This is a genomic window from Bradyrhizobium manausense, assembly GCF_001440035.1.
In the GTDB taxonomy this organism is placed as follows: Bacteria; Pseudomonadota; Alphaproteobacteria; order Rhizobiales; family Xanthobacteraceae; genus Bradyrhizobium; species Bradyrhizobium manausense.
Window position 1 is genome coordinate 22,300 of record NZ_LJYG01000070.1, and the last position, 14,050, is coordinate 36,349.

Annotated in this window: 13 protein-coding genes and 2 pseudogenes; 7 read left to right on the forward strand and 8 right to left on the reverse strand. The window is 58.3% G+C overall.

Annotated features, from left to right (window positions below):
- Positions 1–43: 43 nt before the first annotated feature.
- The 8 genes from AOQ71_RS17130 to AOQ71_RS17165 all read right to left on the reverse strand — a co-directional run bounded on the left by AOQ71_RS17130 (position 44) and on the right by AOQ71_RS17165 (position 7,379).
- On the reverse strand, positions 44–373 hold the full coding sequence (locus tag AOQ71_RS17130) for a cupin domain-containing protein (RefSeq protein ID WP_057748265.1): 330 nt from the start codon (positions 371–373) through the stop codon (positions 44–46).
- An 8-nt stretch (positions 374–381) separates the two neighbouring features.
- A complete protein-coding gene (locus AOQ71_RS17135) occupies positions 382–1,173 on the reverse strand; it encodes a phytanoyl-CoA dioxygenase family protein (protein ID WP_057748269.1) in 792 nt (263 codons plus the stop codon).
- Positions 1,174–1,195: 22 nt separating this feature from the next.
- Complete coding sequence (locus AOQ71_RS17140; protein WP_057748271.1) at positions 1,196–2,443, reverse strand: MFS transporter; 1,248 nt, start codon at positions 2,441–2,443, stop codon at positions 1,196–1,198.
- The gene (locus tag AOQ71_RS17145) at positions 2,440–3,762 is read right to left on the reverse strand and encodes a lysine N(6)-hydroxylase/L-ornithine N(5)-oxygenase family protein (protein ID WP_083514274.1); all 1,323 of its coding nucleotides are present in this window, start codon (positions 3,760–3,762) and stop codon (positions 2,440–2,442) included. Before AOQ71_RS17145 ends, AOQ71_RS17140 begins: the two co-directional genes overlap by 4 nt.
- A gap of 411 nt (positions 3,763–4,173) precedes the next feature.
- Positions 4,174–4,758, reverse strand: coding sequence for an anthranilate synthase component II (locus AOQ71_RS17150; RefSeq protein ID WP_057748276.1), 585 nt, complete (start codon positions 4,756–4,758; stop codon positions 4,174–4,176).
- Positions 4,755–6,164, reverse strand: coding sequence for an aminodeoxychorismate synthase component I (gene pabB / locus AOQ71_RS17155; protein ID WP_057748279.1), 1,410 nt, complete (start codon positions 6,162–6,164; stop codon positions 4,755–4,757). The genes AOQ71_RS17150 and pabB overlap by 4 nt, the downstream gene beginning before the upstream one ends.
- A 93-nt stretch (positions 6,165–6,257) precedes the next feature.
- Positions 6,258–6,593, reverse strand: coding sequence for a Dabb family protein (locus AOQ71_RS17160; RefSeq protein ID WP_057748283.1), 336 nt, complete (start codon positions 6,591–6,593; stop codon positions 6,258–6,260).
- Positions 6,594–6,749: 156 nt separating this feature from the next.
- The gene (locus AOQ71_RS17165; protein WP_057748286.1) at positions 6,750–7,379 is read right to left on the reverse strand and encodes a GntR family transcriptional regulator; all 630 of its coding nucleotides are present in this window, start codon (positions 7,377–7,379) and stop codon (positions 6,750–6,752) included.
- Positions 7,380–7,492: 113 nt separating this feature from the next.
- Between AOQ71_RS17165 and bioB the strand changes: the two genes are divergently transcribed.
- The 7 genes and pseudogenes from bioB to AOQ71_RS17200 all read left to right on the forward strand — a co-directional run bounded on the left by bioB (position 7,493) and on the right by AOQ71_RS17200 (position 14,046).
- Positions 7,493–8,497, forward strand: coding sequence for a biotin synthase BioB (bioB, locus tag AOQ71_RS17170; RefSeq protein WP_057748305.1), 1,005 nt, complete (start codon positions 7,493–7,495; stop codon positions 8,495–8,497).
- 38 nt (positions 8,498–8,535) lie between these two features.
- Positions 8,536–8,889, forward strand: coding sequence for an aspartate 1-decarboxylase (gene panD, locus AOQ71_RS17175; protein ID WP_057748289.1), 354 nt, complete (start codon positions 8,536–8,538; stop codon positions 8,887–8,889).
- Positions 8,890–8,971: 82 nt separating this feature from the next.
- Positions 8,972–10,124: pseudogene (locus AOQ71_RS17180) on the forward strand (8-amino-7-oxononanoate synthase).
- The gene (bioD, locus tag AOQ71_RS17185; protein ID WP_057748293.1) at positions 10,121–10,765 is read left to right on the forward strand and encodes a dethiobiotin synthase; all 645 of its coding nucleotides are present in this window, start codon (positions 10,121–10,123) and stop codon (positions 10,763–10,765) included. Before AOQ71_RS17180 ends, bioD begins: the two are co-directional and overlap by 4 nt.
- Positions 10,752–12,059, forward strand: a complete 1,308-nt coding sequence (locus AOQ71_RS17190; RefSeq protein ID WP_057748296.1) for an adenosylmethionine--8-amino-7-oxononanoate transaminase — start codon at positions 10,752–10,754, stop codon at positions 12,057–12,059. The genes bioD and AOQ71_RS17190 overlap by 14 nt, the downstream gene beginning before the upstream one ends.
- 128 nt (positions 12,060–12,187) lie before the next feature.
- Positions 12,188–12,442 (forward strand): annotated as a pseudogene (locus tag AOQ71_RS17195) (transposase); the annotation flags it as partial.
- A 236-nt stretch (positions 12,443–12,678) separates the two neighbouring features.
- Positions 12,679–14,046 carry an IS110 family RNA-guided transposase gene (locus AOQ71_RS17200; RefSeq protein WP_057740990.1) on the forward strand — a complete coding sequence of 456 codons (1,368 nt, stop codon included), beginning with the start codon at positions 12,679–12,681 and terminating at the stop codon, positions 14,044–14,046.
- Positions 14,047–14,050 lie beyond the last annotated feature (4 nt).

Consider the following 14,050-nt stretch of genomic DNA (forward strand, 5'->3'; position numbering starts at 1 on the left):
CGTTAGGGCAGGGGGAGCTGGACATACGAAATAGGTACGCACGTCAATCCCACCAGATAGAGAGGAACTTGAGGGGGCTTTCCTGGCTGAGATTGCGGATCGCGTGCATTTGATGTGGTGGCATGTAGAATAAAGTCACGTCCTTCACCGACCGAGTCCGCCCGCCAGCTTCGAATTCTCCTTCACCTGAGATCAGCACCCACAATTCGTGCTCATGGTGGGCGTGCAGATCGACCGCGCCCCCGGGTATGACCTCGACAACCGAGGCACCGAACTCGGGGCTGAGATCATCCGGCAAATGCTCCAGCAAGCGACAGACCAGCGCGCCATATTCGGATCGCATCAGGGAGCGATCGATCTGCTTTGTGTACACGTCTTTCCTTAAGTGTTGCGGTCATCACGATAAAAGATGCCGTTAGGCTTCTTCAGATCTTCAAGGTCAGAGACCTTGCCCTCCGGCGGGTTATAGGCACGTTTCATCCGGTTGTACTCGGCACGATCAGGGCCGCCGGTAGATGCCCGCTGGAACACCAAGTAAATCACGCGGCGGGAGCGATCGCTCTTGTTCGGTAGTGAGTAGTGGGGCGCGTAGTCGTCGAAAATAAAGACATCACCCGCCTTCCACGGTGTCGGTTCCCATTCAAAGCAATCGGCCACGTCCGGGTTGATGACGCCGCCGGCATCCATGGGAAAGACCCCCTCCTTATGCCGCCCCGGAGTGAAAAATAGCCCTCCATTGTCGGGAGCCGCATCGTCGATCGCAATGGCTGCGATAGCATGCACCATTCGCTCCGGGATCTTGTGGGGGATATGATAAATGTCCTGATGTGGGCGATACCCGCCGCTATCGGGATATTTGAAGATCAGTAGCTCCTTGAGCATCCGCGTGTCTTCATCGAGGAGCTTCTCGATCGCGGTGCGGATGCGACCGTCGGCCAGCAGCGTCTGGCGTAGAGCATCATGGTAGTCCAGGAAGTTCTCGACCTTTGAGATAATCTTACGATTATCGGTGGTCTTCTCGAACCACTTCATCCATTTGTCGGTGCTTACGTCCCAGCGCGCGACGTCCTCCACGAAATCAGAGATCCTGTTACGCGTAGGCGCATCAAAGAAGCCTTCGAGCCGAAGATATCCGTCCCTATGCCATTTTGCCTTTTGTGCGTCGGTCAGCATTTTGCGAGCTCCTTTCTCATTGTTACAGAGAGCCAATTCTTGCCTTTGGGCGGAGTGTGGCTGCCAATACTCCGTTGAGTACGGTCGCACCCAATAGCGTGAGTAACATCGCATTGATGCCAAATTCGTAGATCAACTTCCCTCCAAGCACCGGAAAGCCGAACGATCCGAGAAAATAGGCTAAGGTGAAGATCTGTGAGGCAACTGGTACGGAGAGGCCATGCTCGCCGGCGAGATTGACGGCTATTCCGTTAAGTGTGGAATAGCTGAGCCCGTAGCCTGTGGCGAAGATTGCGGCGGCCAGAATATAGAGCAGTTCGTTGCCAGGATTGACGATGAACAAAGTCAATGAGGCGCCGGTCGCGATAATGAGCGTGAGCGCAAGCCTCTCGACGGGCACTCGATCCAGCATATGGGCGACAGAGAAGCGGAGCGCCACGCTGGTCACGGTGAATACCACGAAGAAGAGGTCGGGATTGAGGTGGCGTGCTGCCGCATAGGCGCTCTGATATGTCGACAGCCCTGAGAAAATGCAGGCCGCAACCGCGATCATCATGATCGGCGCGGCCGTCGCGTGTCGCAGCAGCGCGATCGTCTTGACCAAGGTGACCTCGATGTGAGGCATGGGGACAGATGGGATCCTCAACATGGCGTGCCCCGCCACGCCTATGCAGATGGTCGCGATGACGCAGGCGATGGCGAACAATGCGTACGTGATCGCCATTGAGCCCGTGTATTCCGTTAGAAAGTGGCCGAGCGGGGCCGCCAGGCCAAGCCCGGCCATTTGTGCGCCAGACAAGATCGTCAGATGTTGGATGCGGGCGGTGGGGCGTAGATGGCGGATGATCTGCAGCGGCGAGAGGATGAACAACACGGACCATCCCACACCGACGAGCATGCCGCCTGCATAAGCTAATCGCGCATCTAACACTGCGGCGGCAAAGGCTGCCATCGCCAGCGCCATCACGACCGAGGCGGCAGCCATCGTCGGCATAATGCCGATACGCTGAGCTAGGCGGCCAGCCAGGCAGCAACACACGATCGTCGCAACCATGCCACTGGAGATAATGAAACCCGCGACCTCGTGCTCTAACCCAAGAATTTCCATATATTCCGGCAAGATGAAGCTCGAGCCATAGGCTGCCGCGATGACACTCGAGGCGAGCAAAAATGGTCCGGAGGCGCGGTACGGTAATCTGCAAGCGAGGCGGTCCGCAGCTCCAGGAGGCACATCAACAATACGCAAGATAGAGGACCGTGCCGCGCTCATGGGATCGCGCCTGTGTTTTCCGCCGACGTCGCTGCCTCCGATCCAGCGTTCAGCTCTGCATGGTCTGGATTGTCGTATCCGTCGAGCGAGTGCTCAGATCGATCCAAATAGAACGGCTGTCCGAGGAGGCTGTTGATAATGAGGCTGTTGCGGTACGCCACCAGCGACAGGTTTGCGCTCTGTAACCCGTGCTGCAGGCGGCTTTGATTCTGCAAATAGACCTGGCCTGGCATTGGCTTGGTGAAGCTGACCGCGTAGTCGGGGCCGAGCACGGGCAGGTTGTTCTCCATGTGCGCGCTGCCCAGGAGCGACTGCAGAAATAGGGGAGTTCGCGGCCGAAAGCCGGTGGCGAGTACGATGCGGTCAACGACGATGCTGCGATGCTGCTGCCTGGTGAGACCGGTCAGATCGACTCGCCAGCGTTTGTTCAGGGGCGTGATGTGCTTCAGGGTGACATTGCAGAACAAATGGAAGCTCTCAGATGGCGCGCCTTCCACGTCTCGTTCATACAACATGTCGTAGAGGCGATTGCACAATTCGGCAGAAATGCCATCGCTCGTCAGCTTTTCACGCTCGATGAGGGCACGGCGGTGCTGAAACGGCAGGGCGTGAAAGCGCCGGCTATAACCGGGTATATAGGCCTCATTGACGAAACTGCTGTCGTCCATTGCAAACAGGTTTGAGCGCGCGGTGATCCAGGTAATCCGGGGCGTATCGGGGCGATTGAGCATGTGCTCGACAATCTCCGCGCCGCTCTGACCACCTCCCACCACCAGCACATGCTCGTCCGTCCGAGGCAATCCCCGGTCAAGATACTCAGCCGCATGATAGACCGTGTTGCAAATGAGGGGCTTAGCGCATCGGGGAATCTTTGGCTCGATACCAATTGCGACCACCACGGCGCGCGCCAGATATGTGGTTGTGTCCGTACTGACGCGATAAGCGTCCCTGGTGGCGGTCACGTCCAAGACTTCTTCGTGGAAGCGGAGCGTGCGGAGTTGTCGTGCGATCCACTGGTAATAATCGGTAAACTCCCGCCGCGAGGTCGAAGCGTTGCGTTTGTTGATGAAATTGTAGAGCCGCCCATTGACTGCGAGGTAGTTCAGGAAAGAATAGGGACTGGTGGGATCGACCAAAGTCACGCAATCCTTGAATGGCGACACTTGTAATCGGCTGTTCGGTAACGCCAAGCCCGGATGCCAGCAAAATGCCTCGCGCTTCTCCAGGAATAATGCGCGCAGAGGAGTAGGTTCAATCAGCGCCGCCAGGCTGAGATTGAATGGACCGATCCCGACGCCAATGACATCCAGCGTATCCACGAAGCTCTCTCTCTCTCGCTTGCATAAGGTCGCCCCACTTGAAGAAGGCGATCAGTTGCTGCGTGTGGAAGCCTACAATCTGACGCTACGTGAGATACAAGTTGCTTTATCGCCGCACTGAAGGGGTTGCTTTGATAAGGTCGCTTCTCCTTGGCGACCGCAAAATGTGCATCTCCTGCGGCGTTGTCTCGCGGACGGCGAAAGGTGGGCGCATGCGCGAAAGTCGCGGCCGGTTATGGGTTCTGGTAGTTGACCGAACGTGCCCTAAGCATGTAATGCGCCCCTCGCGCCGACTGAAACCGCACTCTACGGGCTGCTAGCGGAAGAAGATGTTCGCGTGCCGTACGACTTGAAGGCTTGAGAATGTCGGCTGCCGGATTGCGGCGGAAGAGTGCGGTATGAAACCCATCCTCACGCTCGAAAGCTCTCTGCTAATCGCAAAAAGTTTCTAAGGAGAAGGTCTCCTTGTTGGGTCAGGATCGATTCGGGGTGGAACTGCACGCCGAAGGTCGGTTGATCGCGATGTGCTAGCGCCATAATCTCGCCCTCGTCCGAACGCGCCGTGACCATAAGGGGCGATGCGTTTGACGGATCGATCTCAACAATAAGAGAATGGTAGCGCCCCACGCAAAGAGGAGAGATGAGTCCTTCGAATAGCCCTTCGCCGTCATGCGTGACATGTGAGGACCGACCGTGCATGGGGCGACGTGCACGCGCCACCCTTCCGCCGAAAACGCTCCCGATGCACTGGTGCCCGAGGCAGATGCCTAAAATCGGGACGCGACCTGAAAGCTCGCGAACGATCGAGGTAGATATTCCCGCCTCTGTCGGGGAACAGGGACCGGGGGAGATGACCACGGCGCGCGGCCTAAGACGGACAATATCGTCAGTGCTGATCGCGTCATTCCGGACGACGTCCGTTGCTTCACCAAGCCTGCGGAAGTAGCGGGCAATGTTGAAGACGAAGGAATCGTAGTTGTCGATGATGACAATCAAGGCTCACCGGAAGAACTGGCGGCAAATGCATCAAACATTCGCTGTGCTTTGGCGAGTGTCTCATCGTATTCGGCCGCGGGATCCGACATCGCCGTTATCCCACCACCTGCGTGAAACACAGCCGAGCCGTCATCGATCGTGACAGTGCGGATCGCAATATTCGTATCCATATGGCCGCTAAAGGCGACAAAGCCGATAGCTCCGCAATAGACCTCTCGCGTGACTCGCTCGATCTCCGTAATAATTTCCATCGCTCTCACCTTCGGCGCCCCAGTAATGGAGCCGCCTGGAAAACAGGCTTGAAGAAGGGCGACGGCGTCTTGGCCCTTTTCTAGATCCCCCGTAACGACTGATACGAGGTGGTGCACAGAGGCGTAGGATTCGAGATTGCACAGCGCGGGAACATCAACTGAATCTGGGGTGCAGACACGTGACAGATCACTGCGCAGGAGGTCGACGATCATGATGTTCTCGGCACGATCTTTGTCGGATGTGACCAGGAGTTGAGCCTGGCGCCGATCTTCCATGGGCTCAGTGGAGCGCACGCCTGTGCCTTTGATGGGGCGTGTTTCGACGGCTCGTCCGTCGAGCTTTAGGAAACGCTCCGGCGAGCTTGATGCAATTGTGAGTTTGCCATAACGTAGCAGTGCTGCGAACGGTGCGGGGTTCAATGACCGCAGTTGGCAGTAGAAGGCAACCGGATCAAATGAGGTCGTTAGCCGGGCGCAGAAACGCTGGGCGATGTTGACTTGAAAGGCGTCTCCAGCCAGAATCAGGTCGACCACGCGCCGTACCGCCGCAATGTAGCCCGCGCGGCTGAAGTTCGAGTGCCATGGTCCGACCGCCCCGTGGGCGTCATTCCTCGCCAAGTTTGGATTGGCAAGGAGAGCTACAAACTCATTGGCTCGATGGCGTGCACGCGCGGCTCGTCGCGCGGGGTCCTGCTCCGGCCGGCCTGTGGAAACGATCCAGCATCTGTTCTCTCGGTGATCGTAGCTGACGACCACATCATAGAAATGCAGGATTGCCTGAGGTAAACGGTGTCCGGAGGCTGCCGGCACCGGCAATCGCTCCAATGTCCTGTTCAGATCGTACCCAAAGACTCCGGCCGCTCCGCCCTGAAATGGCGGCAGACCAGGGCGGTGCTCTTGCGGATACCTAGCAAGCAGTGTGCGAAGGGCTCCCCATGGGTCATCGCCGAGTTTTTGTCCGTTCCAACTCGCCTGTCCATCCACGACCATATAAGTGCCGAAGGGGTCACAGGTCAGATATGAGTAGTGCCCCAGCGGCTCCTGGTTTGCTGCGCTATCAAGGAACGTAAGATGAGGTCGGTGGGCGAGGCGCCGCATTGCAACGACAGGTGTCATCCAGGGCAATTCCCGCACGTGGATCGGGCTGTCAGTCATTTGCAAATTGCCTCCGCGTGCTGGCGAGGATCGCCCACCAAACGAGATCGAGAATAGATCGGAGCATGCAAGCTCGTGAGACTGACGCTCAGCCTAGCCTCCGACCGTCGATACAGCGCGGTGAGTGAGGAATAGCACATCGCTTGATGCATCGTAGTCGGCCGCGAACCGCAGCTCGCGGAGCGGACGTACCCGCCTGATGGATTCCTGGTACAGCTCATGCGCTTTGTAAGCTGCTAATTTCGCCTCGTTCTCGAACTCGGCATAAACGATGACGTCGATGTCGTTGCCGAGCTGATCGCTCTTGCGGTTGCGAGCAACCTCCAGCCGACTTGCATGCGGGATGGTGGTCAGAACCGATAGGCCCTCGATGATCCGGTCAATGTGCGCCTCATCCTTGGCAGTGAACAAAACAATATGACGGATCATGGATGGCTCTAGGTGTGCTATGAGAGATGGGCCGCCTAACTAACTTGGGATCGCGGCTTTCGCAACTCAACTCTGCTGCGTCGCTGGTTGATGATCGATAGTTCGCGCTGTTAGCCCATTACCGTTGCAACTTAGCTCGAGAGTGGCGCTTCATGATCAGGAGGTCTGAAGGGCGAGGCGCTCGATGGATTGAATGTGACGTGCGAGCAGGTTACATGCTTGGTCAAGGTTGCGGCTTCGTAAGGCCTGCAAAATCAGACGGTGATCTTGGTTGGACCGTGGGCGCCAGCCGGCGGTTCGCGCCATCGCGAAGACCAGCCGGGAATTGGCTAGCTGAAGCTCATCGAGGCTTGCAAGCAGCCGCGGCATCGCACAGGGCGCAACCAGGGCGTAGTGAAAGGCCCGATTGGCCATCTCAAAATCTTCGATCGTCTGGGCACTGTCTCCTTCGATCAGGGCAAGTTCAATGCGTGCAAGGTGGACCGATGAGAGCTTTGGAGCTGCATTGCGCAGCGCGACCACCTCGAGCGCTGCACGCATCTCGGCGATCTCCTTCACCGAATTCGCATCGAGCGGTGCAACCCGCACGCCTCGACGAGGTGCACTCACCACAAGATGTTGAGCCTCCAGTTGTCTAAAAGCTTCGCGCACGGGGACGTGACTTGAATTGAATTCTCGCGCGACATGATCCTGGCGCAGCGGAGAGTCGGGCTGCAGTGCGCCGTTGATAATCCGTTCGCCAATCGACTCGGCAATGCGTCCAGCAGTCGTCCTGTTCTCGATCATAGATTATCTATCGGAAAAATGGGTGCGCCCTGGTAACGCATCGATTAGCATCGATGCAATGTCGCTGACGATAGATAATTTGCGTGATTATCTATGATTATGGATTCGAGCTCATGGACCTTTGTGATGGAGTTGACCGGAACGGAAGCTGCGAGCTCGCGCAAGTCGGCGGGACCTGGGAACGCGCCGCGGCCGAAGCGCTCTATGATCTGCCCTTCGCCGAGCTGATGTTTCGAGCGCAAAGTGTTCACCGCGACAACTTCGATCCAAACCGCGTCGAAACAGCTAGCCTGCTCAGCGTCAAGACGGGGGGCTGCCCGGAAGACTGCGGCTACTGCGCGCAGAGCGCGCGCTACGAGACGGGGGTGAAAGCGACCCGCCTGATGGATTGCAGCGACGTCGTCACTGCCGCGCAGCGCGCGAAGGAGGCAGGCGCGACCCGCTTCTGCATGGCTGCGGCTTGGCGAAGCCCAAAGGACCGCGATCTCGATCGGGTCTGCGAGATGGTCAGCGCCGTCAAAGATCTTGGCATGGAAACCTGCGTCACGCTCGGCATGCTAACGCCGAAACAGGCGGTGCGGCTTTTCGAGGCGGGGCTCGACTTCTACAATCACAACGTGGACACCTCGCCTGAGTTTTACGGCAACATCATCACCACCCGCTCGCTGCAGGACCGAATTGACACGCTTGAGCACGTGCGCGAGGCGGGCATCAAGATCTGCTGCGGCGGCATCATCGGCATGGGAGAGGGGGTTCAAGATCGGCTCGACATGCTCGTCCTGCTCGCCAATCTCTCAAAGCCTCCGGAAAGCGTGCCGATCAATCTTTGGAACGAGGTCAAGGGGGTTCCTGTCGCTAACACCGCGCAGGCTCCCGATCCAATCGCGTTGGTGCGTCTGGTCGCAACCGGCCGGATCATGATGCCCAGAAGCGTGATTCGCCTGTCAGCCGGACGGCGTGACATCACTGACGAATTGCACGCGCTATGTTTTCTGGCCGGAGCGAATTCAATTTTCATCGGGGACGTGCTGCTCACGACAAAAAATCCGACAGCCGACCGCGACGCCAGATTGCTGACCAAGCTCGGCATCACATCTACCCTTGGAAAGGGGCTGTAAGCGATCCTGTGTGCAGACCTCCAAGATACGGTTGAGAAATGCAGATTACCTTGTTGAAAGGCAAAATCCACTGCGCATCGGTGACCGAAGCCGATCTGCACTATGAAGGCTCAATCTCAATTGATCGTGAGCTATTGGACGCGGCGGGCTTCCTGGTGAACGAACGGGTCGAAATTCACAACGTCGAAACCGGCGCTCAGTTCGCCACCTATGTCACTGAGGCGCCGCGCGGCTCGGGGACTATCAACTTGAACGGTGCGGCTGCGCGACTAGCGCTACCTGGAGACAAAATCAGCATCCTTGCATACGCCTTACTTGCTGAGGTGGAAGCCAAAACGTTCAGACCACGTGTTGTGCGGGTCGATCGAGAAAATCGAATATTGCCGGTTTGATCGCGATAGCTGCCAACCGAAGCCGTTTTTCCGCGCGGCCGCCCAGAATTTTGCACAATTTCAATGCCCGCAGGGTGCCACAATGAATCCAGTCCACGCGGGAAAAGCTGCCCCATATGCCTCGGCGTTGAATGTCCTGAAAGAGGACCACCGATTGCGCAGTCTCAATCCGCGTGCGGGGATCGATTTCACCTCGAACGACTATCTGGCGCTCGCGAGCGCGCCGCGCATGAAGAAGGCTGTCTTGGCAGCGATCGAGGCCGGCACGCCGATCGGGGCCGGCGGGTCGCGGCTCCTGCGCGGCAATTGCGAGGAGCACGAACGTCTGGAAGCTGAAGCTGCCCGGTTCTTTGGTGCCGAGACAGCGCTCTTTTTTGGCAGCGGTTATGTCGCAAATTTTGCTGTCCTGACGACGGTGCCGCAGAAAGGCGATCTGCTCGTTCTCGATTCTCTGGTGCACGCGAGCATTCATGAAGGCGCGCGAGCGGGTCGCGCTGACTTTCGGATCAGCGCGCATAACGACCCAGAGGCGGTTGCAAGCACAATTCGTGACTGGCGGGCAAAAGGCGGAGTTGGGCGTGTCTGGATCGTGGCCGAAAGCCTTTATAGCATGGACGGCGATTTTGCACCGCTCAATGAGCTGGTTGCGCTCGCCGACCGGCATGATGCGTTCCTGATGGTGGATGAAGCCCATGCCACAGGCGTTTACGGTGAGTGGACGGGGGCTCACCGCGCCTTACGAGGGCCAAGAAAATCTGCTGGTCGTTCATACTTGCGGCAAGGCGCTGGGCGCTGCCGGTGCGCTCGTCACTGCCTCCGGCGTCCTGCGAGACTTCATGGTCAACCGGTGCCGCCCCTTTATCTTCGCCACCGCGCCCTCGCCGTTGATCGCCGTTGCCGTACGAGAAGCGATGCTGATCCTGCAGCAGGAACCCGAGCGTCAGCAGCGTCTCATCGAGCTGGTCGCGTTCACGCATCGACAGATGAAAAACGTCGGTTGGAAAAGTTCCTCGAACTCGCAGATCATACCCTACATGGTGGGCGACAACGCCCGTGCGATGCAGCTCGCCTCTGCGCTGCAGGCGCGCGGCTTCGACATCCGCGGAATCCGCCCCCCAACCGTGCCGGCGGGCACGGCCCGTTTGCGAATCTCGCTGACACTTAACGTCGGCGAAGCTGACGTACGCGCAATGCTCGATGCCCTGGTCGAGGAGACGGAAGGTATACTTCGATGAGTCTAAGGATCGTGGTCACGGGCACGGATACCGGAATCGGTAAGACCGTGTTCGCATCGGGGCTTGCGAACCTCCTCGGCGCGAATTATTGGAAGCCGATTCAGGCCGGCCTCGATGGAGAGACCGATACCCAGGCCGTCGCGCGGCTGGGCGGCCTCTCAGCCGATCGAATCTTGCAAGAGCGCTACCGCCTTCGAGCGCCCGCCTCGCCCCATTATTCGGCAGAGCTTGACGGAGTTCGCGTTGATGCAGATTCGCTCGATTTGCCGGATACCGGGGGACGGCCATTGGTTATAGAGGGCGCCGGCGGGCTGATGGTGCCGCTGAGCGGCGACACACTTTATATCGACGTGTTCGAGCGCTGGCGCCTTCCAGTCGTGCTTTGCGCGAGCACGAAGCTTGGCACCATCAATCACTCGCTGCTGTCAATCGAGGCTCTCCGAAAGCGTGATATCCCCATTCTCGGGATGGCCTTCATTGGCGAACGAAATGCCGAGACTCAGACCGCCATCCGGGAAATGGGGCGGGTGCGTTGGCTGGGACGATTGCCATGGCTCTCTGACCTCACCGCGGAAACGCTGCAAACAGCGTTCAAAGCCGCATTCCGTGCAGATAGTTTCAAGTTGTATGCCGAAGAATAGGTCTCCGATCTGGCATCCGTTCACGCAACACGCTCTTCAAGACGAGATGACGCGGGTAGTTCGGGGAAATGGTGCCTATCTCCACACCGCGGATGGTCGCCGTATCATCGATGCAATCTCATCCCGGTGGGTGGTGACGCACGGTCACTGCCATCCCCGTATCGTGCGCGCGATTCAGGAGCAGGCGGGTAAGCTCAATCAGATCATCTTTGCCGGGCATACCCATGATCCTGCGGAGGAAGTTGCCGCGCAGCTCCTGAAGTTCGCGCCCCCAGGGCTCGAGCATGTCTTCTTCTCCGACAGCGGCTCGGCAAGCGTCGAAGTCGCGTTAAAAATGGCACTCGGCTATTGGCATAATATAGGCGAGCAGCGAGTAAGCATTGTTGTGATGCAACATTCCTATCACGGCGACACGATAGGCGGGATGTCGGTGGGGGCGCGCGGCGTCTTCAATGAGGCGTACGGACCCCTATTGTTCGACGTCACCTCAGTCCCGTTTCCCGTAAGAGGTCATGAGCAGGACACGCTGGACGCCCTGGAGCTAGCCTGTCGAAACGAAATTCCAGCGGCCTTTATTGTGGAGCCCCTTATATTAGGGGCAGGCGGAATGCTGATGTATCCAGCCTGGGTGCTAAAGGAAATGAAGCGGATCTGCGAGGCTTCCAGCGTCCTGTTCATTGCCGATGAGGTCATGACCGGCTGGGGTCGCACGGGAACACTGTTCGCGTGCGAGCAGGCCAACATCACACCCGATATCGTCTGCTATTCCAAGGGCATAACGGGAGGAGCGCTTCCCCTCGCCGTGACACTCTGTCGCGCGGATATTTTCGATGCCCACTATTCGAGAGATCGGACGCGCACATTCTTTCATTCCAGCTCATATACTGCAAATCCCGTAGCCTGCGCCGCCGCAAGAGCCAATCTAGAGCTCTGGCAAGATCCCAATACTCGCCAACGCGTGGCGGCGATCGCCGCGATGCAAGAAAAGGCGATTGAGCCGTTTCGGGCCGACGCCCGCTTCGAGAGCGTTCGCCAGACCGGCACGATTGCAGCACTCGATCTCAAGACGAGCGACGCCGGCTATCTCGCGGACATAGGTCCGAAGCTCCAGGCCTTCTTTAACAAACGAAATCTGTTGCTTCGGCCGCTCGGCAATACAATCTACGTGATGCCCCCGTACTGTGCAACAGAGGCAGACCTTGATGAAATCTATGCTGGCATCTGGAATGCAGCTGATGCGCTGGCGGAAAGGGGCGCTCTGCGGGTTGAGAAGCCGAGCGCAAGCGTTTGTTAACTTATTCGGTGGTGTTGCGGTGATCGCGATTCTCCGAACCCCTAGCCTGGGGGACTAGGGGTCGGAGTGAGCTGCTGCCGGTTTGATGGACACCGAGATTAGGTGTTTCATGAAGCCGGAGGTGGGCGATGAAGAGACGGAAGTTCAGTCGCGAGTTCAAGGTCGAGGCGGTCAAGCTGGTCAGGGAACGTGGGGTGTCGGTGGCGCAAGCCGGCCGCGACCTGGATGTTCATGAGAATGTTCTGCGCAAATGGGTGAAGGAGTTCGGCTCCGATCCAGTGCAGGCCTTTCCTGGCCACGGGCAGATGAAGCCGGAGCAGCAGGAGATCGAGCGGCTGCGCCGTGAGGTCGCCAAGCTGAAGGCCGAACGGGACATCCTAAAAAACTGTCACGGGCCGTTGCCCGCCTGCGCGCGGTAGAAACAGCCCGTGCTATCCTCGTATCTCGGAGGGTAGCGGCCGTCAGCTTATTGGAGGCACTAGTCCCCGTTAAAAAACGTGGTCCATGGGTGCATGCGAACTTGAGAGTGGTGACGCCGTTCCTGCGGCGATCCCGATTAGGAAGATGACGATTGGCATAGCCCAGACCCTCCTGCCCACAATCGGATGGAGGATTTGCGATGCCCAAGAGGACGACCGGTGACCGCCCGGAATTGAATCCCGTCAATGTTGGCGCAGCCGCCATCGACATTGGATCAAAAATACACATGGCAGCGGTCGACCCGATCTGCACCGACACTCCGGTACGTGCGTTCGGCACATTTACGCAGGACCTGCATGATTTGGCAGACTGGTTCAAAGCCTGCGGCGTGACTAGCGTCGCGATGGAATCCACCGGGGTCTATTGGATCCCAGCCTACGAGATTCTCGAGCAGCGCGGGTTCGAGGTCATTTTGGTCAATGCGCGTTACGCCAAGAACGTGCCTGGGCGCAAGACAGACGTCAGCGATGCCGCATGGCTGCGCCAGCTCCATTCCTATGGTCTGTTGCGCGGGAGCTTCCGCCCTGATGCCGAGATCGCAACCCTGCGGGCTTATTTGCGTCAGCGCGAGCGGCTAGTGGAATACGCTGCCGCTCACATCCAGCACATGCAAAAGGCCCTGATGGAAATGAATCTGCAACTTCATCACGTTGTCTCTGACATCACCGGTGCGACCGGGATGCGAATTATCCGAGCGATTGTCGCGGGCGAACGCAATCCCGACGTGTTGGCGACCTACCGTGATGTACGCTGCCATTCCTCGATTGAGACGATCCGCGCCGCACTGGTGGGCAATGATCGGGATGAACACGTCTTCGCGCTCACCCAGTCGCTGGAACTCTATGACACCTACCAGGCCAAGATGCTCGACTGCGATCGCAAGCTGGAATCCTTGATAACGGCGCTGACGGACAAAGGGGCCAAGCCAGTCGGCAAGCTCCCCAGACCGCGGGTAAAGACCAAGCAGGTCAATACACCATCGTTCGATGTGAGGGCCGCTCTATACGGCGTCCTCGGCGTCGATCTGACCGAGATCCATGGGCTAGGTCCATCACTTGCATTGAAGCTCATTGGCGAGTGCGGCACCGATTTGAGGGCTTGGCCGACCGCCAAGCACTTCACCTCCTGGCTGTGCCTGGCACCGGGCAACAAAATCTCGGGCGGCAAGGTGCTCTCTTCGCGTACTCGGAGATCATCCAGTCGGGCAGCTGCGCTGTTGCGGCTGGCGGCCACCACCATCGGACGGAGCGATACGGCGCTCGGCGCATTTTATCGTCGGTTGTCCTCTCGTGCGGGTAAAGCGAAGGCCGTGACGGCGACCGCTCGCAAAATTGCGGTCCTGTTCTACAACACCGTCCGGCATGGCATATCCTACAGAGATCCGGGTGCCGACCACTATGAGGAACAATATCGTAGCCGCGTCCTCGCCAATCTGAAGCGGCGCGCCAAATCGCTGGGCTTCGTTTTGCAAGCTGTTCCCTGCGGCCCTGAGGTGGCTGTTTCTTAGGAAG

Bases quoted from the DNA above. Each gene is read 5' to 3' on its own strand.
- AOQ71_RS17200 (WP_057740990.1), top strand. From the start codon at position 12,679: ATGCCCAAGAGGACGACCGGTGACCGCCCGGAATTGAATCCCGTCAAT.
- AOQ71_RS17135 (WP_057748269.1), bottom strand. From the start codon at position 1,173: ATGCTGACCGACGCACAAAAGGCAAAATGGCATAGGGACGGATATCTT.
- panD (WP_057748289.1), top strand. From the start codon at position 8,536: ATGCAGATTACCTTGTTGAAAGGCAAAATCCACTGCGCATCGGTGACC.
- AOQ71_RS17190 (WP_057748296.1), top strand. From the start codon at position 10,752: ATGCCGAAGAATAGGTCTCCGATCTGGCATCCGTTCACGCAACACGCT.
- AOQ71_RS17140 (WP_057748271.1), bottom strand. From the start codon at position 2,443: ATGAGCGCGGCACGGTCCTCTATCTTGCGTATTGTTGATGTGCCTCCT.
- AOQ71_RS17165 (WP_057748286.1), bottom strand. From the start codon at position 7,379: ATGATCGAGAACAGGACGACTGCTGGACGCATTGCCGAGTCGATTGGC.
- bioD (WP_057748293.1), top strand. From the start codon at position 10,121: ATGAGTCTAAGGATCGTGGTCACGGGCACGGATACCGGAATCGGTAAG.
- bioB (WP_057748305.1), top strand. From the start codon at position 7,493: ATGGACCTTTGTGATGGAGTTGACCGGAACGGAAGCTGCGAGCTCGCG.
- AOQ71_RS17160 (WP_057748283.1), bottom strand. From the start codon at position 6,593: ATGATCCGTCATATTGTTTTGTTCACTGCCAAGGATGAGGCGCACATT.
- pabB (WP_057748279.1), bottom strand. From the start codon at position 6,164: ATGACTGACAGCCCGATCCACGTGCGGGAATTGCCCTGGATGACACCT.